This is a genomic window from Nocardia concava NBRC 100430 (assembly GCF_000308815.1).
Taxonomy (GTDB): Bacteria; Actinomycetota; Actinomycetes; order Mycobacteriales; family Mycobacteriaceae; genus Nocardia; species Nocardia concava.
On record NZ_BAFX01000080.1, the window covers coordinates 47872 to 68508 of the forward strand.

The window sequence follows — 20637 nt, forward strand, 5'->3', positions numbered from 1 at the left end:
ATCTGAGTGTAACAGCCTGTACCAGTAAAACGTCAGGAGCTGTCATGGGTGACAACGCCGTCTCCACTCCCACACCCGCCGTACTCTCCCCGCGCGAGTCGTTCGCCGCGCGCTTGCTGACCGGATCGGTGAAGAAGTCCTACGACCCCGTGGTCGATATGGACTGGGACGCACCGCTGGATCCGGACAAGCTCTTCCTGCCGCCGGAGGTCATCTCGCTCTACGGCACGCCACTCTGGGACGCGATGACGCCGCAGCAGCGGCGCGATCTGTCCCGCGAAGAACTGGCCAATGTGCTGTCGGTGGGCATCTGGTTCGAGAACCTGCTCAATCGACTGCTGTTGCGCGAGCTCATGTCCGGCGATCCCACCTCGCGGCACTCGCACTACACGCTCACCGAGATGGGTGACGAGTGCCGGCACATGATGATGTTCGGCAAGCTCATCGACCGGATCGAGGCACGGCCGTACTGGCCGAACCGGTGGGAGCGCTGGACCATCAGCTCGCTGCAGCTGTTCCTGCAGGGGTCGATGGTGTGGGTCGGGGCGCTGGTGGGCGAGGAGATCTTCGACGCCATCCAGCGTCGCACCCTCGAGGATCCGCAGTTGCAGCCGCTGGTGGCGCGGGCCATGCGGATTCACGTCACCGAGGAGGCGCGGCACATCGGGTTCGCGCGCGATGCCCTGGCGTATCGGGTGCCGACCATGTCCAAGGCCGAATTGCGGTACACGCGACTGTGTGTCGCGGTGGCGGCGCCGCTGTTCGTGCATCTGATGACCAACTGGCACATGTACGCCCGGGCGGGTGTCGAGGACGGGCGGGCGGCGCGGAGGCTGGCGCGTGCCAATCCGCACTCGCGGCGGGCGCTCGGGCTCGGGGCCGCGAATCTCGGTGCGTTCCTGGACAAACAGGGGTTGATCGGGCCGATCGGGAAGCGGATCTGGCGGCGGCGAGGGCTGCTGTGAGGTTCCGGCGGGCCCGGCGCACCGAGCGTGCGGCGGTCGACCCGCGGGCGGAGTTCACCGATCCCGAACCGGCGCCGGACTATTCGGGGCCCGCGCTGCTGGACGCGCCGGGTATCGAGGTGGCGGTGCGTGTTGCCCTGACCGGGCACATGGATCCGACCGATGGCCAGTTTCACTGGTACGGAAGGGTTTCCGCGACGGACGGGGTCGAGTTGCCCGATCCGGGGCGGGGGCAGGTGTTTCTCACACTACCCGGTAGCGCGCCGGTGCCCGGGGTGCTTCAGGAGCGCGATCCCTGGGGGAATCTGCGTATCGTCGGCGTCGGTGCGCCGCCGTTTCCGCTGTAGCGCAGGGCGATTCGTATCGAGCTAGCGCGAGAGTCCGATGAAGTCGGCCATGGCCTCGACGGAGTAGGCGAAGAATGGTCCGGCGGGGTCCATGCTGTTGTCGAGTTGGCCGAAGAGTTCGAAGGTCACCGCACCGTAGAGCTGCGTCCAGGCGATTACGGCGCGGGCGACCGCCACCTCGGGTAGGCCGGGCGCGATCTGGGCTGCGATGGCGGCGGATTGGGCGGCCAGTTCCGGGCCGACGGTGTCGTCGGCGGGTTTGAGCGTTCCGTTCTCCAAGGCGCGATGCACGACGCCGAGCGCCGCGATCGGTATCCGGGAGGCGGGCCCGATGGTGGTTTCCGGGGCGTCGTAGCCGGGCACCGGGGAGCCGTAGACCAGTGCGTATTCGTGGGGATGTGCGGTTGCCCAGTCCCGCACGGCATTTGCGATGCCGCGCCATTGTGCGCGGGGGGTGTCGGCGGCGGCGACGGCGTTCTCGACTGCCTCGCCGATGGCGTTGTAGGCCTCGATGATCAGGGTGGTCAGCAGCTCGTCGCGGCTCGGGAAGTAGCGGTAGAGAGCTGAACTCACCATCCCGAGTTCGCGGGCGATGGCTCGGAGGGAGAGGGCGGGGGCGCCGGATTCGGCTAGTTGGCGGCGAGCGGCGTCGGTGATTTCGCGGGTGATTTCGGCGCGGGCCCGTTCGCGGGCGGTGCGAGGGACGCTCATGGGGACAGTGTGCCACGAATCGGATCGGTGACAAATTTCGAGAGCACTGCTCTTGACAGCTGCGGCGAGATGCGCGCACACTGTTCTCAACAGAGAGCACCGCTCTCCAGGAGAAAAGGAATCATCATGGACGCCCACTCCGCCGCCACCCGTTACATCGGCCCCACCGGGCTGGATCCCTACATGAACCGGTTTTTCAACCTGCTTCCGAAGCTGGGGATCAGCGTTGCCGGGTCCCGACTGCTGGCGGTTCGCGGGCGCAAGTCCGGTGAATGGCGGACCACCATGGTCAATGTGCTGACCACCGAGGATGGGCGGCGGTATCTGGTGGCGCCGCGTGGGCATACGCAGTGGGTTCGCAATCTGCGGGTCTCCGGTACCGGCGAACTCCGGCTCGGGCGCAAGACTGAGGCCTTTGTCGCCAATGAGCTGCCCGACGAGCAGAAGCTGCCGGTTCTTCGCGCCTACCTCGACCGGTGGGGGTGGGAGGTTGGGCGATTCTTCGAGGGGATCACGAAGGACTCCAGCGATGCGGAGTTGGTTGGGATTGCGCCGGGGTTTCCGGTTTTTGCGTTGGAGTGAACTGTGGGTGGGACTCGGGCGGCCCGGGTGGATGGTTGAGGGCCGCTGGTGGTTGCGGCGTGCCTAGATAAAGAGACAAAAACTGCCCCGTGGATTCGCTTCCGGGCAGTTTGGGGAGAGTTTCAAGATCAACATGCAATGGCGGATGGGTTTTGTCCGGTTTGTCGTGCCTGATTGCATGTTGATCTTGGTGGGTCAGCGGAGTTCGTCGAGGGAGGCGGTGTCGCGGGCTACGAAGGCGCGGCCGTCGGCGGTGAAGACTATGGGGCGCTGGATGAGGCGGGGGTGGGTTGCGAGGGCTTCGATCCAGCGGTCGCGGTCGGCCGGAGTCTTGGCCCAAGTGCTGACGCCGAGTTCCTTGGCTTCGGGTTCGGCGGTGCGGGTGATGTCCCAGGGCTCCAGGCCGAGTTTGGTCAGGGCCGAGCGGATTTCGGTGGCCGAGGGCGGGTTGTCGAGGTAGCGGCGTTCGATGTAGTCGGTGCCGGATTCGTCCAGGACGCCCTTCGCGGTGCGGCTCTTCGAGCACTTGGGGTTGTGCCAGATTTCCGTAGCTGCCATGCGGTCAGCCTAGGTGGCGACCGCGGGGCTACCGGTCACCGGCATGTCAGACCCAGTCGATGACCCAGGGGTAGGGGCGCATCCAGTAGAGGCCGCCGTCGGGAATGGGCTGGCCCCAGCGCTGTTCGGCCTGGGTGAGTTGCCAGCGGTATTCGGGGGCGGGTTCGCCGGCGTGGATTTCGTAGAGGTGGCGGCGCCAGGTGTTGATCATGGCGGGGACAGCCTGGGGGTCGTTCTCGTAGGCCCAGTCCAGGTTTCGGGTCATGAGGGAGTCGACGGCGTGGTTGGCGGCATTGGGGTCGCCGGTGCTGAGGGAGTGCAGGAAGGCCGCGACCAGGTTGTAGGCGATGGCGTCGTGGACGGAGGTCTGACCATTTTCCAGGGACCAGATGCCCAGGTAGGTAGGGCCGTGTTCGTCGATCCAGACCGAATGTGCCTCGCCGACACGGTTGTCGAAGATGAGGGCCGTGAGGAGGCCGAGGGTTGCCTTGCCCATGATCAGCGGGTCGGGTCTGCCGGTGCCGACGGCGTCGTCGATGAGGGCGCGGTAGGCCGAGGCGGCGATCCCGGGTCTATTGGCGTCCATGAGGGCGTCGGCGGTCTCGCCGCCTGCGATCTGCTCGGCGGGCGGCTGCTGCGGGCCGGCGGCGGCATGCGGGGCGCCGTCACCGACGCGCAGGTACTGGGTCTGCATGGAATCCGGTGCGGCGAGCGAATCCGACAGCGGCACATCGCTTCCCGCCGCCCCGGGAGGCGCACCATGGTCCGACAACGCCGGGGGCGGAAAACCGCTGGTCGATGCTCCGGGCTGCGCCGCGCTGCCGCTCAATGGATCCGGCGGCGGCGCGCCGTTGCCCAGCGGGTTGGCGAGATCGAGGTTGACGATGAGGGGTTCGCGCAGGGCGGGGGCGTTTTCCAGGTATTCCAGTGCCACCCGGGCGAATTCGTTGTCCTGGCTCTCGAGCCATTCGCGGCCGGCGCGGAGGGTGTCGACGAGGTGGGCGCCGACGCCGGATTCGATGGCGGCGCACAGCGCGTAGTACCCATATCCGCGGTAGTCGTCGTGGCCGACGCCCTCGGTGATCAGCAGCTGCGCGTATCTGCTTGCCAGGTCATGTCTTTCCATGTCGCCGAGCAGGGTGCAGGCGGTCATGGCGGCCATCAGCACCTCGGCGTGTTCGCCGTGCGAACGTCTGAGCTCGATGCAGCGGTCGGCCATGGTGACGGCGCTGTCGGGCAGGCCCTGCTGGGTGGCGGCCTCCACGGCCATGGAGTACATGGTGGCCATGGTGGCGGGCGGGATGTCGGCGGGGAATCGGGCGGGGCCGCGTTCGGCCAGGTGCAGGGCTTGCGCGTAATCCCCGGCGGCGAAGGCGGATCGGAAGCGGTAGGAGACGATCCAGCCGTAGTCCTTGGGTTCGGGCGCCACGTCCAGGCCGTCGTCGAACGCCGTCAGCCGTGCCAGCGCCTCGTCCGCCAGCCCGGCCTCCAACATGCCGCTCGCCTCGTTCATCACTTCGACGAACGCATTTCGATCCATGGCCTACTCGCCTTCCCGCATATGTCAGCCCCGGATCGTATGACCGCACCACGACCCCGCGCGGCCAGTGAGGGCAAGGTCATAGTTTGAACCCACCCCACATGACCACGCGTTGTCATCTCGCGTGGCACGTTGTGTCACAACGGTATTCCCGCACCGCCACGCGAACCCGCCTCCCTGCGGGTCCATCTCGCGTAGCGACCGATCCGTTCGCCCCAATCTAACGACAACACGCCCGCCCGACACGCATCCACCCCTCGGCGCGTCGGGCTCGATCACAGTGGGATGATGCGCACCGCATCGCCGCACAGCGCCCGCATGTCCTCCGGATCCGAGGTCATCAGGACCACCGGTTGCGGCTGCCGCGTCGCCATCTCCGCCACGACCGCGTCGATGGCGTATTTGTGCCCGTGCAGCCCGTTCTCCAGCAATAGCGCGGACGCCGCTCGGGCGTCCGCCTCGGAGACCGGTTCCACTCGAAGGATGGACAGCAGCCAGGCCAGGCGCGGCATATCCGTTTTCTGGTGCGTCGCTTCGATGATCGCGAGGGCGCTGATCACCACTTCCATTCGACGCCTGCGGGCCTCCGCGACCAGCGCGACGATCGCGGCTTCCTCGGCTACCAGGCCCGCGAGACCCTGGCAGTCGAGCACCGCGGTGCCCTGCGTCGACGGTCGCGAGCGCGCCGCGGCCTTCAGCTTTCGTCCGGCCATGAGGCCTCACCCGTGAGCGCTTGTTCGAATCGATCGAAGGCGCGCTGACGGTCCGTGTCCGACAATTCGCCGTGGCGGCGCTCGTAATCGGCCAGATACTCGTCGAGCAGCAGGCCCCGCAGCTCGCGTTCGACCGCCGAGGTGACGAACGCCGAGAACTCACGTTTGCCGACCCGCCGACGAACGGCTTCCGCTGTCCCCTCGGGTAGCGACAGACTCACCCGCGTCGCGGGTCCCTCGCCGATTTCATACATGGGCTGCGCCATGTCGCCAGTTTATCAATTGAAGTAGGAAACGCGGGACTGTTTCTCGCCACGGCTACTCTCCGGACACGGCTCCTACAGGGCGGGGAGGGTGGTGGCGGGGTCGGGGGTGAAGGTGACGATGCGCTGGCGGGGGTCGCCGGGGAGTTCGAGGTTTTCGTAGGAGAAGCGCAGGGTGCCGGAGTGGGGGTGGGCGATGAGTTTGGTGCCGTGGGTGCGGAGTTCGACGTCGCCGGTGCGCCAGAGGGCGGCGAATTCTGTGCTGCCGGTGGCTAGTTCGTCGATCAGGGCGATCGTGTCCGGGTCGTTCGGGTAGAGGCCGGTGACTCGGCGTAGCTGGGCTACGGTGGCCGCGGCGACGGAGTCCCAGTCGAGGTAGAAGTCGCGGGCGCCCGGATCGAAGAACAGTGCGCGGGCCATGTTCTTGTCGGCCATCGAGCCGAAGACGTAGTGCGCCAGCGGGTTCGCGGCCAGGACGTCGAACAGGTCGGTGATGACGACGGCGGGGGCCTTGTCGATGAGGTCGAGCATGCGCAGCAGTTCCGGACGTGGTGTGGGAGCGGCGGATTCGACCGTGCGGGGCGGGTGGGCCAGGGCACGCAGGTGCTCGGTCTCGATGTGGTTGAGCCGCAGGGCCGTTGCCAGCGAGTCGAGGACCTCGGCCGACGGGTTGGCGGCGCGGCGTTGTTCGAGGCGCTGGTAGTACTCGGCGCTGATGCCCGCCAAGTGGGCCAGTTCGGAGCGGCGCAGGCCGGGTACCCGCCGCATGCCGGAGGGCGGCAGCCCGGTGTCTTGCGGATCGATCCGGGCGCGCCGAGACTTCAGGAATTCCGCCAGGTCCTCACGTACCGCCATGTCCGCAGTGTGGCACAGCGTGGCGGTGGGTGGCCCTGGGAGTACGAGGCACCGCGTGAGCTGGTTAGGGGCTTTCGGGGCCAGCAAGCTCGAAGTCGTGAACGAGAGATTCCAGCGAGGAGCCGCCAGGCAAGCCGAACTCGGTGGGGCGGGCGGTGTTCGGGCGCGTGTCTATGACGAGCTGGCCGACATCGCACCGGACCTGCACCGGTTCGCGGTCGAGTTCGCCTACGGCGATATCCATTCCAGGCCCGGCCTGGACGCCGGTCGCCGTGAGCTGGTGATCATCGGCGTGCTCATCGCACTGGGCGATACCCGGCCACAGTTACAGGCGCACCTCGGCTCCGCGCTGAATGCGGGTGTCTCACCTGCCGAGATCGTCGAAGCGATCCTGCAGGCCCTCCCCTACGCGGGTTTTCCCCGCGTGCTCTCGGCCATGTCCGTCGCGCGCGGCGTCCTGGCCGCCCGCGATCTGCTTCCCGTCCGCACCGATTCCATTGCACCGTAGGAGAATTGCCATGCCCGCCACCGCCCAGCAGCGCGCCGACATCATCGAAGCCGCCACCCGCCTGTTCTGGTACATCGACATTCGCGACTGGGACACCTTCCCCGGTGTCTTCGCCGACGAAGTGACCCTGGACTATTCGAGCATCTGGGGCGGCGAGCCCTCGACCGCCACCCCGGCGCAGATTCGCGCCGACTGGGAGAAGCTCATCGGCGCCTTCGACGCCACCCAGCACCTGCTGGGCAATCACCTCGTCACCGTCGACGGCGACCGTGCCGAACTCACCGCCGTCTTCCAGGCAATCCACTTCCTGGCCAACCGTTTCGGCTCGCCGCGCTGGACCCTGGGCGGCACCTACCGGATCGGCCTGCACGTGGTCGAGGGCGAATGGAAGATCGACACCGTGGTGATGACGGCCCAGTGGGCCGACGGCAACAAGGACATCCTGATGATCGTCTCGGGCGGACAGCGCCCGGATGCGGCGTAGAACCAACTCACCCGGATACAAGAATGGGAAGGACTATTTCCTTCCCATTTAAATCTATATCGCATACGGGGGCTTGCCGCAAGGCCCCGGTAATGCCGCACAATCTCTTCCCTAAGGCCGCAACCTGCGGAAATCGGTGTCCGCAGTGGGCGGGGACGGCCAGGCGGGAAGGGTGAGGTGCTGGTGACTGATCAGGGTTACGAGAACGAACTGCGCTCCGAACAGGAGTACGTGGCCGGTCTGTACGCACGGCTCGATGCCGAGCGCGCGCGGGTGAAGGGCCGCTACAACGACACTTTGACGGTGCGCGGCAATGCGACGGCGCTGGTGGAGCGCGATGCCGAGGCGCGCACGCTGGCCAGGGAGATCAATCGGCTGGGTGTGGCCGACAACGGTCTGTGCTTCGGCCTGCTCGACAGTGTGACCGGGGAACGGACGTATATCGGCCGCATCGGGATCTTCGACGAGAAGAACGAATTCGAGCCGCTATTGATGGATTGGCGGGCGCCCGCGGCGCAGGCCTTCTACATCGCGACCGCGGCCAGCCCGGAGAACATGCGCCGCCGTCGCCAGTTCCACACGCGCGGGCGCACTGTGGTGGACTTCACCGACGAGGTCTTCGGCCGTCCCGGCGACGGCGAGCGCGGTGACGCGGCACTGCTCGCGGCGGTCAACGCGCCCCGCAGTGAGGGCATGCGCGACATCGTGGCAACCATTCAGGCCGAACAGGATCGGATCATCCGCCTCGATCACCCGGGCGTGCTGGTGATCGAGGGCGGCCCGGGCACCGGCAAGACGGTGGTGGCGCTGCACCGGGTGCGTATCTGCTGTACACGCAACGCGAGCAGATGGAACGCAATGGCGTGCTGGTGGTCGGGCCGAACAAGGCCTTCCTCAAGCACATCGGGCGTGTGCTGCCGTCGCTGGGCGAGACGAACGTGGTGTTCACCACGACCGGTGAGCTGTTGCCCGGCCTGCACGCCACCGCCGAGGACACGCCAGAGGTGGCGCGGCTGAAGGGTTCGCGCAAGATTCTCGACGTGCTGCAGGCCGCCGTCGCCGACCGGCAGCGGGTGCCGCAGGATCCGATCCAGCTCGAATTGACCGATGTCACAGTGCGAATCGGCGCCGACATCGTCGGCTGGGCGCGGGAAGAGGCGCGCGAGAGCGGACGTCCGCACAACGAGGCCCGCGCGGTATTCCTCGAGGTGCTGACCTGGGCGCTCACCGAACGCGCGATCGCCAGGATCGGCAAGGGCTGGCTGACCCGCGAGGACAAGGAGGCGTGGGAGAACATGCGCGCCGACCTGCGCACCGAGCTGGCCGAGCACGAGGGTTTCGCGGCGGCGATCGAGGAGCTGTGGCCGACGCTGACGCCGGAACAGCTACTGGGAGAACTTCTTTCGTCGACCGAGCGCCTGCGGGCGGCCGGTGCGTCGGAAGCCCTGTATCGCGCCGACGGTGAGGCGTGGACGATCTCGGACGTGCCGCTGCTCGACGAGCTGGTCGATCTGCTGGGCCGTGACACCTCCGCCGAGGAGGCGGCGGGCGAGCGGGAGCGCAAGCGGCAGATCGCCTATGCCGAGGGCGTGCTGGACCTGCTGGTGAGCCGCGCCGATCACATGGACGACGAGGATCACCTGTTCGCCACCGACCTGCTCGACGGGGAGGACCTGGCCGAGCGTTTCATCGAACGCGACACCCGCGAACTCGCCGAACGCGCTGCGGCGGACCGGGATTGGACCTACCGCCACATCGTGGTCGACGAGGCGCAGGAGCTGTCGGAGATGGACTGGCGGGTGCTGATGCGACGCTGCCCCAGCCATTCCTTCACGGTCGTGGGCGATCTCGCGCAGCGCAGCTCCCCCGCGGGCGCGACCTCCTGGGCCGACATGCTGGATCCGTACGTCCCCGGCCGCTGGCTCTACCGGTCGCTGACGGTGAACTACCGCACCCCGGCCGAGATCATGGCCGTGGCCGCCGCGGTCCTCGCCGACTTCGCCCCGGACGTCCAGCCGCCGGAGTCGGTGCGCGCCTGTGGCGTCCAGCCGTGGTCACGTCAGCTCCCCGTCGACGACATGCCTTCGGCCATCGAGGAATTCGTCCGTGAGGAGGCGCAGCGGGAAGGCACCAGCATCGTGATCGGCCCGCCCGGCATGCCGGGCACGGTGCCGGCATGGGAGACCAAGGGCCTCGAGTTCGACGCGGTGCTGGTGGTCGAACCCGACCACATCCTGGACGAGGGCCCGCGCGGCGCGGCCGAGCTGTACGTTGCGCTCACCCGCGCCACCCAGCGTCTGGGCGTGCTGCACGAGGGCCCGCTCCCTCAGGCCCTCGCCGGTCTGGCTCCGCGCGCCGATCTCTCGACGGCGAAGTAGGGCTCCCTACACGTCGAAGTAGAGCTCGAATTCGTAGGGGTGGGGGCGGACATTGATCTCGGCGATCTCGTTGTCGCGCTTGATGCGGATCCAGGTGTCGATGAGGTCTTCGGTGAAAACCCCTCCCTGCGTGAGGTATTCGTGGTCGGCCTCGAGGCGGTTGATGACCTCCTCGAGGCTGCCGGGGGTCTGGGTGACCTCGGCGCTCTCCTCCGGGGTGAGCTCGTAGAGGTCCTTGTCCACGGGCAGCGCGGGCTCGATCTTGTTGGTGATGCCGTCGAGCCCGGCCATCATCATGGCCGCGAAGGACAGGTACGGGTTGCCCGAGGAGTCGGGGCAGCGGAATTCCAGGCGCTTGGCACTCGCGCTGGTGCCGGTGACCGGAATGCGTACGGCGGCAGAGCGATTGCGCTGGCTGTACACCAGATTCACGGGCGCCTCGTAGCCGGGCACGAGGCGCTTGTAGGAGTTGACGGTCGGGTTGGTGAACGCCAGCAGGGACGGCGCGTGGTGCAGTAGCCCGCCGATGTAGTGCCGCGCCAGATCCGACAGCCCCGCGTACCCGGCCTCGTCGTAGAACAGCGGTGAGCCGTCCTTCCACAGCGATTGGTGCACGTGCATGCCGGACCCGTTGTCGCCGAAGAGCGGTTTGGGCATGAAGGTGACGGTCTTGCCACCCTCCCACGCGGTGTTCTTGATGATGTACTTGTAGAGCATCAGATCGTCGGCGGCGGCGAGCAGCGTATTGAACTTGTAGTTGATCTCGGCCTGTCCCGCGGTACCGACCTCGTGATGGCCCTTCTCCAATTCGAATCCGGCGATCTGCAGATTGGTGCACATCCGATCGCGCAGGTCGACATCGGCGTCATAGGGCGCGACCGGGAAATAGCCGCCCTTGGGCCGCACCTTGTAGCCGCGGTTGGGTGTCCCGTCGGGATTGAACTTCGCGCCGGTATTCCAGTCCGCCGACGCCGAATCCACCTCGTAGAAGGCGCGATTCATGGTGGTGTCGTAGGAGACGGAATCGAAAATATAGAACTCGGCCTCCGGACCGAAATACGCGGTGTCGGCAATACCGGTGGAGCGCAGATATTCCTCGGCCTTGCGGGCCACATTGCGGGGATCGCGGCTGTAGGCGGCGCGGGTGTGCGGGTCGTGGACGAAACAGTCGATATTGAGGGTCTTGGCGGTGCGGAAGGAATCCAGGCGCGCGGTACGCAGATCCGGCAGGAGGAGCATGTCGGATTCGTGGATGGCCTGGAAGCCGCGCACCGACGAGCCGTCGAAGGCGATGCCGTTGTCGACCAGATCCGGGCCGAACATGCCGGCCGGGATCGAGAAATGCTGTTGGATACCGGGGACGTCGCAGAATCGGATGTCGACGTATTCGACTTCCTCGGTGTTGATGTAGTCCTGTACTCCATTGGTGGTAGGGGTGATCACCGCTCGCTCCTCGTGGCCGCGCACGCCTACCCGATCGGACGGCCCGGTCGGGGTCCGGCGGTCCTGTTCGTGCTAACACGATACGTCGCGTGCATACAGGGCGGACGCGAATGAGCTTGTGTATCAAGATCATTCGTTAATTTCCGCTCACCGCGACGCACCGCCCGCGGCCGCGGTGACCGCCGCATTCCGCCCCTCTCCCCCGCCTTTGTCACTGTGCACAAATCCGCCGAGGCAGATCTTCGCCATTGCCAGTAGTCCGGCCCGTCCTTTGTGCGGTCTGCTGTATTCCGTGAGTTCTACACCGGCTGCGGGAACGACCCCGCGCACGATGGTCGAGGCCTTCCAGGCCAATGTGGCCCGCTATCCGGACGAGGTCGCGCTGCGCACGCTCGGCGGCGAGATCGCCATCACCTGGCGCGAGTACGGCGCGCGGGTGCGCGCGCTGGCGACCGGGCTGGCGGCGCTCGGCATCGGGCGCGGCGACACGGTCGCGCTGATGATGACCAACCGGCCCGAATTCCACCTGTGCGACACCGCGATTCTGCACACCGGGGCCACACCGTTCTCGGTGTACAACACCAACCCGGTGGATCTGCTGGTCTACCAGTTCGGCAATGCCGGCAATAAGGCGATCATCTGCGAGCGCCAGTTCGCGCCGCAGGTGCTGGCCGCCGTCGACAAGGCCGCGGCGCAAGGCGTCACGGTCGAGCATGTGATCTGCGTGGACGAGGCGCCAGAGGGGTGCGTCTCGCTCGCCGAGATCGAGGCGACCCAGCACGAGGGCTTCGATTTCGAATCCGCCTGGCGCGCGGTCGATCCCGAGGATCTGCTGACCATCGTCTACACCTCCGGCACCACCGGCCCGCCCAAGGGCGTCGAGCTCACGCACACCAACTTCCTCGAGAACGCCAAGGTGGTGGACGAATTCGGCGGCGGCTCCCCCGCCGACAAGGTGGTCTCCTACCTGCCCGACGCGCACGCGGCAAATCGCTGGTTCGCGCACTACCTGTCGATGCTGACCGGCGGCCAGATCACCACCTGCCCGGACCTCAAGCAGGTGGCCTCCGCGCTCACCGAGGTGCATCCCACGGTGTTCCTGGGCGTGCCCCGGGTATGGGTGAAAGTCAAAGCGGCGCTGGAGGAACGCTTCGCCGCCGAGGCCAGCCCGGTCAAGCGCAGGCTCATCGCCTGGGCGATCGAGACCGGCCGGGCCCGGGCGCGCGCGGCCTCGGACGGACGTAGCCAGAACATCCTCGAGACGCTGCGGTTCCGGCTAGCGGATCGCTTGGTGCTCAACACCATTCGCACCCAGCTGGGCATGGATCAGATCCGCATCGCGGTGACCGGTTCCGCGCCGATCCCCAAGGACACCCATGAGTTCTTCCTGGGCCTGGGCCTGCCGTTGTGCGAGGGCTACGGCATGACCGAATGCACCGCCGGTGCGACCGTCGACCGTCCCGAACGCATCAAGATCGGCACGGTCGGACGCCCGCTGCCCGGCGCGGAGGTCCGCATCGCCGACGACGGTGAGGTGCTGGTGCGCGGCAAGATGGTCATGCGCGGCTACCGCAACGCCCCCGACAAGACCGCCGAGACCATCGACAGCGACGGCTGGCTGCACACCGGCGATATCGGCGAACTCGATGCCGAGGGCTTCCTGAAGATCGTCGACCGCAAGAAGGAACTCATCATCAACGCGGCGGGCAAGAACATGTCGCCGACCAATATCGAGAACACGATCACCGAGAACACGCCGCTGGCGGGCACGGTGGTCGCGATCGGCGAGGGCCGCTCCTACAACACCGCGCTGATCTGCCTGGATCCCGATCTGGCCGCCGCCTTCGCCGAGCGCCACCAGCTAACCGACCGGAGCATCGCGGCCCTGGCTCAGGACCCGCTGGTGCTGAAGTCCCTGCAAGAGGGCGTCGATGCCGCGAACGCCAAGCTCTCCCGGGTCGAGCAGATCAAGAAGTTCGCGGTCCTCCCGGACGTGTGGACCCCGGGCAGCGATAACCTCACGGCGACCGGAAAACTCAGGCGCAAACCGATAGCTACCAACTACGCCGCTACTATCGAGTCGCTGTACGGGTAGTAGGAGAGTTGATGCACGCGCGATTGCGGGACCGAGCGCTCGAGGAGCTGTACCGGCGCGCGGTCGTGGCGCGCGAGGACATTCCGCAGGCCGTCGGGCCCTACCGCACGCTGCCCGAGCCGCTGGTCGCCAGCGGTTTCGAGCGCGGCACCAAGCTGAATGTGGATCTGTTCTTCGACTATCTGCGTACCGGGCGTGTGCCTTCGGTCGAGGACACCCACGAGCTGGTGCAGATCGCATTGAGCCGGGTGCGGGACGGGGAATCGCTCGAGGATGTGCTGGGCCGCTACAGCGTGGGGGCCGAATACATCTGGTCGCGGCTCAAGGAGACCGCCACCGAGCCGGAGCGGGAGTTGCTCAGCGACGCGGCGGTGCGGCTGCTGCAGTACATCACCCTGCTGACCACCCGCATCGCCACCGCGTGCGTGCAGCGGGCGCACGATCCGCGCTGGGAGTTGCTCGAACGCCGCCGGGCCATTGCCGATGCGCTGCTGACCGGGCGCGATCCCATCGAATGGGCCGAGGAGCCCGCGATCGCGGTCCCGGACGCGTTCCTGCTGGCCGTGTTCCGGCTCGGGGCCACGCGCGGCACCGACACCAGTGAGCTGCGGCATCGTGTCGAGGCGATCCCGGGTGTGTTCCTGCGCCTGGACAGTGGCGGCTGGACCGCGCTGCTGCCGTTGCAGCCCGGTGACGACGGGACCGCGACCCTGGCCGGGCTCTCGGCGCGGCTGCCCTCGCACGGTCAGCTCGCGTCGCGGCCCGCACTTGGGCAGGCTGCACAACCGGCCGAGGCGCCGGCGTCGAGATCGGGCCCGCCCGCGCCGTTCTGGGTCGGGGTGGCCACGGCGGGTTCGCGGGCCGAGGTTCCGGCGGTGTTCGCCGAGGCGCGGATGCTCGCCGAACTCGGGCGCTGCCTGGATCGTCCGCACGCGGTGTGCCGTCGCCCGGACCTCATGTTCGAGTACACCGTCGCCGCGGGCGGTCCCGCGCGCATCGGGTTGGCGGCCGTGCTCGCACCCCTGGACTCGCAGCCCTTGCTGGCCGAGACCTTGGAGGTGTTCGTGGACACCGGGTTCAATCAGCTGGCCACCGCGCGACTGCTGAACATCCACCGCAATACGGTCACCTACCGGTTGGCGCGGGTGCACGAGCTCACCGGCCTGGATCCGCATCGCCCGACCGATGCCATGACGCTGTCCGCGGCCCGCATTGCCCGGCGCCTCGAATCCGCGTCGTTCGCACCGTAATTCGGCGTATCCGACGCCCCGGCGTCCTTGGTCACTTGCACAATGACGCGTCGCGTAGTCTTCGCGATTGCCGGTAGCGACGCGCGGGCGCTGTGCGGTGTGCTCGATTCCGACGACGAGGTCGTGCGGTCCGCTGCATTCGCGGCGGCGCGCTGCGGCCTCCCTACATCCGCAGAGGTAGATCGTTGAGTAGCACCTTCCGGCCGCGCCGGTGCCGTCTGGCGCCGTGGGCCGTGGCCGGTTTCTCCGTCCTGGCCATGACCGTCACGTCCACCACGCCCGCGGGGGCCGCGCCCGTCATCGGCCCGGTGCCGAACGCGCCCGCCAATTTCGGGCTGCCGTCGGATTATCAGCCGACTCCGGCACCGTACGGCGTGGGTTATCAACTGGGACAGATCGTTCCGATGTCCGACGGCGCGCAGTTGCAGGCCGAGGTGCGGTATCCGACCGATCCGGCGACCGGGCAGCGGGCCGCGGGCGAGTTCCCGGTGATCGTCAACTTCACCACCTACGGCGCGGTCACCAGTGCCCTGACGGCTGCTATCACCAGCGTCATCGACGAACTGCACATCCCGCTGCCGGATCAGTTGAAGGACGCCCGCCGCGTCATCAATCAGGCGACGTCCATGCAGGACATGCTGGTGCGCCACGGCTACATCGAGGTGACCGCGGATGTGCGCGGCACCGGCGGGTCGACCGGCGCGTGGAGTCCGGCGTCCAAGCAGGACGGCAAGGACGGTGCCGAGCTGGTGGATTGGGCGGCCAAGCTGCCCGGTTCCAATGGCAAGGTCGGCATGTACGGCTATTCCTTCCCGGGACTGTCGGCCATGCGGACCGCCGAAACCGTGGGCCCGGATTCGCCATTGAAGGCGATCGTGCCGTTCGCGGTGCCCAACAACATCTTCGACGAGGTGCTCAACCACGACGGCATGATGAGTCCGCTGCTGCTGACCGTCATCTCGCTGATGGTCCCGTACCTGAGCCTGATCGGGCCGTTCCTGAGCGCGGTGGTTTCACCGCAGCAGTTCCTGAAATCGCTCGGCGATCACCTGATGGCGCTGGTCGGCCCCGACACCAGCACGGTGAAGCTGCTGTTCGACGCCTACACCGGCGGCGCGACCGCGTACGACAATTCCTGGTGGCAGGACCGGCGTTTCGAGACCGACCTGCACAATCTGGTGGACAACGGGATCGCCATGTACCAGGTCGACGGCTGGTGGGACCTGTATCAGGAAGGCGCGGTGCGCAATTACGCGCAGCTGCAGAACCTGGCGGCCGGACGGGATCAGTTCGCGCCGATGGCCGCGGATCAGAAGGCCGACGGGCGGTACCAATTGCTCATGGGCCCTTGGTATCACGTGGGATTGGGTCTGGGCCCCGGGTCGCGGATGGATACCGACCTGGTCACCCTGGCGTGGTTCGACCGGTGGCTCAAGGACATTCACAACGGCGTCGACGAGACCGGCAACCCCCTGCACGTCATCGACACCAACAACCATGCCGCCGACACCGCCCGCTACCCGTTCGAGCAGGCCGCGGTCCAGCAGCGCTACTTCGACGGTGACCGCCTGGTGGCGGCCGAGCCCGCCACCGCCGACGCCTCGGATCGCCTGGCGTACACCGGTATCGACAACATCTGCAATCGCGAGTCGCTGGGCCAGTACACCGCGGGCCTGCTCGATTTCGTGTTCCGCGTCTTCACGGTGTCCAACCCGTGCACCGAATGGGTGCAGAATCCGACCGCGGGTCCGCGCTACACCATGGATCCGGTGACCGAGCCGACCATGCTGGCCGGGCCGTCGAGTGTCACCCTGTATGCGTCCTCGACCGGTACCGATGCCGCGTTCCAGGTGTGGCTCGACGATGTCGCGCCGGACGGGACGGCCGTGAACATCACGGGCGGTTCGCAATTGGCGAGTCAGCGCACCCTCGATCCGGGCAAGACCTGGAGTTCTGCCGATGGCACGATCTACGCGCCCGAGCACACCGTGCTGAAGCAGAACGAGCAGCTGCTCGCGCCCGGTGACGTCGTGAAGATGGAGATCAAGATCCGGCCCGCGTTCCACCGGCTCGAGCCGGGGCATGCGCTGCGGCTGCGGATCACCTCGGGCACCTTCCCGTCGACCATCCCCAATCCGGCGGATCTGGGCCGCCTGCTGGGGACTTCGCAGCAGATCCAGCGCAATGCCGTCTACCCGTCGGCATTGGCGGTGCCGCTGGCACCGGCGGATTCGTTCACGCACTGAGGTTTCGGCCCGGCTCGCAGCGCCATTGACTCGCTCTCCCGAACGGTTCAAGCTGATTTCGATCGGATTGTCCCAGACAGAGGAGAGCCGCAATGGCGCTGCGAACCGAATCCACCGCCGAGGTCCGGCAACGCACTGTCCGCAATGGCGATATCGAACTCGCCGTCTACGAGCAGGGTGTTGCCGACGGCCCGGTCATCGTGCTGGTGCACGGCTGGCCGGATTCACACCGCCTGTGGGACAACGTAATTCCCCACCTCGCGGATCGCTTCCGGGTGATCAGCTATGACTCGCGCGGGCACGGGCGTTCCACCGATCCCGGCGACTTCCGGGGCTTCGCGATTCCCGAGCTGGCCACCGACTTCTTCGCGGTCATCGACGCGGTCAGCCCCGACGAGCCGGTGCACGTGCTCGCCCACGACTGGGGTTCGGTGACCGTATGGGACGCGGTGTGCGAACCCGATGCCGAGCTGCGCATCGCCTCCTTCACCTCCGTCTCCGGCCCCAATCTCGATCATGCAGGCGCCTGGGCACGCAAGCGATTCTCGCGGCCGACCCCGCGCAATCTGGTCGGCCCGCTCGCCCAATTGGCCTCGGTCGCCTACCAATTCGCCTTCATGGCCCCGATCACCCCCGCGCTGGTGCGGCGCGGTCTCACCCAACGCGCCTTCCGCCTGGGCCTGCGGCTGGGCCAGGGCACCCCGCCCGAGCAGGTCACGCTGGGTGACACCTTCACCGCCGACGCCGCCAACGGCTTGCAGATCTACCGCGCGAATCTCGTGCTCGCCAAGGTGTTCTCGTCCCGCGACCGCCGCACCAAGGTCCCGGTCCAACTCATCGTCCCCGCCTACGATCCGGCCGTGCGCCCCGCGGTCTTCGACGACGAAGCCGCCTGGACGCAACAGCTGTGGCGCCGCGATCTGAAAGCCGGTCACTGGGTGCCGTATTCGCATCCCCGGGTCCTCGCCCGCGCCGCCATCCAGCTCATCGACGCCGTCTCCGGCGAGGAACCCTCCCGGGAACTGCGCCGCGCGGAGGTGGGCCGCCCGCCCGGCCGCCCCTTCGACCATCACCTGGTGGTGATCACCGGCGCCGGTTCCGGCATCGGCCGCGAAACCGCCCTGGCCTTCGCTCGTGACGGCGCGGAAATCGTGGTCTCCGATATCAACCGCGACGCCGCCCGCGAAACCGCCACCCTGGTAGCCGAATGCGGCGGCACCGCCTACCCCTATACCCTCGACGTCTCCGACGAATCGGCCGTCCAGGCCCACGCCGACGAAGTGGCCGCCGTCCACGGTGTCCCCGACATAGTCGTCAACAACGCCGGCATCGGCCAGGCGGCACCCTTCCTCGACACGCCCTCCGAGAGTTTCAAACGAGTCCTCGACATCAACCTCAACGGCGTGATCCACGGCTCCCGAGCCTTCGGCCGCCTGATGTCCGATCGCGGCCTGGGCGGCCACATAGTCAATCTCTCCAGCATGGCCGCCTACACCCCGCAGCAGGGCTTCAGCGCCTACTCCACCAGCAAGGCAGCGGTTTTCACCTTCTCCGACTGCCTGCGCGCCGAACTGGCGAAGGACGGCATCGGCGTCACCACCGTCTGCCCCGGCATCGTCCACACCAATATCGTTCGCACCACCGAGTTCTCGGGCGTATCCCCCGAAAAGGAACAGGCCCGCCAGCAACTCTTCGACACCCTCTACCGCCTCCGCAGCTATCCGCCCTCGAAGGTCGCCGACGCGATACTCGCCGCCGTACAACACAATCGGGCCGTTGTCCCGGTCACCCCGGAAGCATGGGTCGCCTACTACGCCACCCGTCTGACCCCGCCCAGCGTGCTGCGTTTCGCCACCGCCCGCGCCGGCCTGACCCGCTAGCCCCTGATAGAAAGTCTCAATGGCACTGCGTCTTTCGCGACGCGGCTGCGATGATCTGGTCTTTGTTCCTCGACGCGGAAGGACAGTGCTATGGCCTCTATCACCCGAGAGGTTCTCATCGACGCGGCGCCCGGAGACGTGTGGGCGATCGTCGCCGACTTTGCGGAGGGGCCGCTCCGGATGGCTCCGGGGTTGGTCGCCGCGAGCGTCGATCTGGGTGACGGCGTTCGCGAGGTGACCTTCGCAAACGGCATCGTGGTTCGCGAACGCCTGATCACCCTCGACCACGACGCCCGCCGGTTCGTCTACTCGGTCTTCGACGGCACCACGACGCCGCTGCACGACAATGCGGTCTGGCAGGTATTCGCGCACGGCGACAATGGGACCCGCTTCGTCTGGTCCCGCGATATCCTCCCCGACACCATGGCCGGTCCGTACGCCGCCACCATGGATCAGGGGCTGATCGTCATGAAGAAGACGTTCGAATCCGCCTGATCCACAACCGAATCGGCCGGTGTGACAGTTACGGTTTGGCCGAGGACGCCAGGTCCGGGAGGTCGGCGTAGTCGGGCAGTTCGACGCCGTTGAGGGCGCGGTCGATCAACTCCATGTCCCATTCGACGGGTTCGTCGCCCGGCTCGGCGGGATGGGCGAGGCTGTGCGCGTGCAGGCGGCCGATCTCCTGGTTGGCCTCGACGAAGGAGCGCATGCGGGCTTCGAAGGCGGCGAAGCCGGTCTCCGGATCCCAGTCGGCGGCAGCCAGTTCGCCCGCCAGCAGGTAGGCGCCGACCAGGGCCAGGCCGGTGCCCTGACCGGACAGCGGTGAGGAGCTGAAGGCCGCGTCGCCGAGCAGGCCCACCCGTCCGGACGACCACTGGTCCATGACGACCTGGGCGACCTCGTCGAAGTAGAAGTCCGGGGTGTCGTCCAGATGCGCGAGGATGTCCTTGGTCAGCCAGCCCATGCCCGCCATCCGATCGCGCAGCAGTTGCTTCTGGGCTTCGACATCGCGGTAGTCGATGTCGACGTCGGGCGAGACGAAAGAGAAGATCGCCATCGCGCGGGTCGGGTCCGGGATGGGCCGCAGACCGGCGGTGCGTCCGGAATCGTGGTGGTCGATGAGAAAGCGCTCGATCCCGAATTCGTTGGGCACGGTGTAGAAAGCCAGGGTGTGCCCGAGGTGGCGGATGAACTTCTCGCGCGGCCCGAAGACCATCTCGCGCAAGGACGAATGCAGCCCGTCCGCGCCGATCACCAGATCGAATCGCCGCCGGTCGCCACTGGCCAAGACCACGTCGACGCCGTCGGCGTCCTGGGTCAGCTCGGCGATCCGGTTGCCGAAGAGGTACTCGACACCGTCGCGGGTGTCGTCGTAGAGCACCTGGGACAGGTCCCCGCGCAGGATCTCGATCTCGGCGATGTATCCGTCACCGCCGTCGTCGTCCGCACTGAAGGTCTCCAGCACCTTGCCGTCGGCGTCCACGGTGTGCGCACCCGCGGTCTCGGTGCGGGCTGCGCGCACCGCCTCTTCCAATCCCATTCGCCGGATGACCTCCTTGGTCACCCCGCGCGCATCCACCGCCTGCCCGCCGGGCCGCAGTCCGGGCGCCCGCTCCACCACGGTCACCTCGGCACCGCGCCGCCGTAGCCAATGGGCCAACGCGGGCCCCGCGATACTGGCTCCCGCCACCAAAACCTTGATACCGCTCATCGCGCCTCCCGCTCGCCCCGCCGGATCATTGTCCGGTTCGATTTCTTCTACTCTGGCCCACCGGTCGCGGTGCATCCAGACGTATCGACGACATGTCCATCCGGAATT

The 20637-nt window shown here is 67.3% G+C and carries 18 protein-coding genes and 1 pseudogene; 11 read left to right on the forward strand and 8 right to left on the reverse strand.

Features of this window, described 5'->3' with window-relative positions:
* Nucleotides 1-44: 44 nt before the first annotated feature.
* Both ON43_RS18240 and ON43_RS18245 read left to right on the forward strand, forming a co-directional pair.
* Nucleotides 45-965: an AurF N-oxygenase family protein gene (locus ON43_RS18240; RefSeq protein ID WP_040809016.1), complete on the forward strand. Its 921-nt coding sequence runs from the start codon at nt 45-47 to the stop codon at nt 963-965.
* Entirely contained in the window at nt 962-1312 is a 351-nt protein-coding gene (locus ON43_RS18245) for a DUF4873 domain-containing protein (protein WP_083913510.1), read from the forward strand. The genes ON43_RS18240 and ON43_RS18245 overlap by 4 nt, the downstream gene beginning before the upstream one ends.
* 21 nt (nt 1313-1333) lie before the next feature.
* Here the strand turns inward: ON43_RS18245 and ON43_RS18250 are convergent, their stop codons facing one another.
* Nucleotides 1334-2023 (reverse strand): TetR/AcrR family transcriptional regulator, encoded by a 690-nt coding sequence (locus ON43_RS18250; protein WP_040809018.1) that lies wholly within the window; start codon nt 2021-2023, stop codon nt 1334-1336.
* A gap of 126 nt (nt 2024-2149) precedes the next feature.
* Between ON43_RS18250 and ON43_RS18255 the strand changes: the two genes are divergently transcribed.
* Entirely contained in the window at nt 2150-2605 is a 456-nt protein-coding gene (locus ON43_RS18255) for a nitroreductase/quinone reductase family protein (protein ID WP_040809020.1), read from the forward strand.
* A gap of 195 nt (nt 2606-2800) precedes the next feature.
* Here ON43_RS18255 and ON43_RS18260 read toward each other — a convergent pair whose 3' ends face one another.
* The 5 genes from ON43_RS18260 to ON43_RS18280 form a co-directional block, all read right to left on the reverse strand.
* Nucleotides 2801-3163 carry an ArsC/Spx/MgsR family protein gene (locus ON43_RS18260; RefSeq protein ID WP_040809022.1) on the reverse strand — a complete coding sequence of 121 codons (363 nt, stop codon included), beginning with the start codon at nt 3161-3163 and terminating at the stop codon, nt 2801-2803.
* Between the two features lie 46 nt (nt 3164-3209).
* Entirely contained in the window at nt 3210-4703 is a 1494-nt protein-coding gene (locus ON43_RS18265) for a hypothetical protein (RefSeq protein WP_040809024.1), read from the reverse strand.
* Between the two features lie 275 nt (nt 4704-4978).
* Nucleotides 4979-5416, reverse strand: coding sequence for a hypothetical protein (locus ON43_RS18270; protein WP_040809026.1), 438 nt, complete (start codon nt 5414-5416; stop codon nt 4979-4981).
* Entirely contained in the window at nt 5398-5682 is a 285-nt protein-coding gene (locus ON43_RS18275; protein WP_040809028.1) for a hypothetical protein, read from the reverse strand. Before ON43_RS18275 ends, ON43_RS18270 begins: the two co-directional genes overlap by 19 nt.
* A gap of 72 nt (nt 5683-5754) precedes the next feature.
* A complete protein-coding gene (locus ON43_RS18280; protein WP_051178630.1) occupies nt 5755-6534 on the reverse strand; it encodes a helix-turn-helix domain-containing protein in 780 nt (259 codons plus the stop codon).
* A gap of 97 nt (nt 6535-6631) precedes the next feature.
* On the opposite strand from ON43_RS18280, the gene ON43_RS18285 reads away from it, so the two are divergent.
* The 3 genes and pseudogenes from ON43_RS18285 to helR all read left to right on the forward strand — a co-directional run bounded on the left by ON43_RS18285 (nt 6632) and on the right by helR (nt 9904).
* The gene (locus tag ON43_RS18285) at nt 6632-7042 is read left to right on the forward strand and encodes a carboxymuconolactone decarboxylase family protein (protein WP_040809030.1); all 411 of its coding nucleotides are present in this window, start codon (nt 6632-6634) and stop codon (nt 7040-7042) included.
* 10 nt (nt 7043-7052) lie between these two features.
* Nucleotides 7053-7526 carry a nuclear transport factor 2 family protein gene (locus ON43_RS18290; RefSeq protein WP_040809032.1) on the forward strand — a complete coding sequence of 158 codons (474 nt, stop codon included), beginning with the start codon at nt 7053-7055 and terminating at the stop codon, nt 7524-7526.
* 183 nt (nt 7527-7709) lie between these two features.
* Nucleotides 7710-9904, forward strand: a pseudogene (gene helR, locus ON43_RS18295) (RNA polymerase recycling motor ATPase HelR).
* A gap of 6 nt (nt 9905-9910) precedes the next feature.
* Here the strand turns inward: helR and glnA are convergent.
* Nucleotides 9911-11347 carry a type I glutamate--ammonia ligase gene (glnA, locus tag ON43_RS18300; RefSeq protein WP_040809155.1) on the reverse strand — a complete coding sequence of 479 codons (1437 nt, stop codon included), beginning with the start codon at nt 11345-11347 and terminating at the stop codon, nt 9911-9913.
* 331 nt (nt 11348-11678) lie between these two features.
* On the opposite strand from glnA, the gene ON43_RS18305 reads away from it, so the two are divergent.
* The 5 genes from ON43_RS18305 to ON43_RS18325 all read left to right on the forward strand — a co-directional run bounded on the left by ON43_RS18305 (nt 11679) and on the right by ON43_RS18325 (nt 19313).
* The gene (locus tag ON43_RS18305; protein WP_040809034.1) at nt 11679-13442 is read left to right on the forward strand and encodes an AMP-dependent synthetase/ligase; all 1764 of its coding nucleotides are present in this window, start codon (nt 11679-11681) and stop codon (nt 13440-13442) included.
* Between the two features lie 11 nt (nt 13443-13453).
* Complete coding sequence (locus ON43_RS42595) at nt 13454-14692, forward strand: PucR family transcriptional regulator (RefSeq protein ID WP_051178631.1); 1239 nt, start codon at nt 13454-13456, stop codon at nt 14690-14692.
* A 185-nt stretch (nt 14693-14877) separates the two neighbouring features.
* Entirely contained in the window at nt 14878-16938 is a 2061-nt protein-coding gene (locus ON43_RS18315) for a CocE/NonD family hydrolase (RefSeq protein WP_157514100.1), read from the forward strand.
* A gap of 92 nt (nt 16939-17030) precedes the next feature.
* Entirely contained in the window at nt 17031-18818 is a 1788-nt protein-coding gene (locus ON43_RS18320; protein WP_040809038.1) for an SDR family oxidoreductase, read from the forward strand.
* Between the two features lie 90 nt (nt 18819-18908).
* On the forward strand, nt 18909-19313 hold the full coding sequence (locus ON43_RS18325) for an SRPBCC family protein (RefSeq protein WP_040809040.1): 405 nt from the start codon (nt 18909-18911) through the stop codon (nt 19311-19313).
* 28 nt (nt 19314-19341) lie between these two features.
* Here the strand turns inward: ON43_RS18325 and ON43_RS18330 are convergent, their stop codons facing one another.
* Entirely contained in the window at nt 19342-20529 is a 1188-nt protein-coding gene (locus ON43_RS18330; RefSeq protein WP_040809042.1) for an FAD-dependent monooxygenase, read from the reverse strand.
* Nucleotides 20530-20637 lie beyond the last annotated feature (108 nt).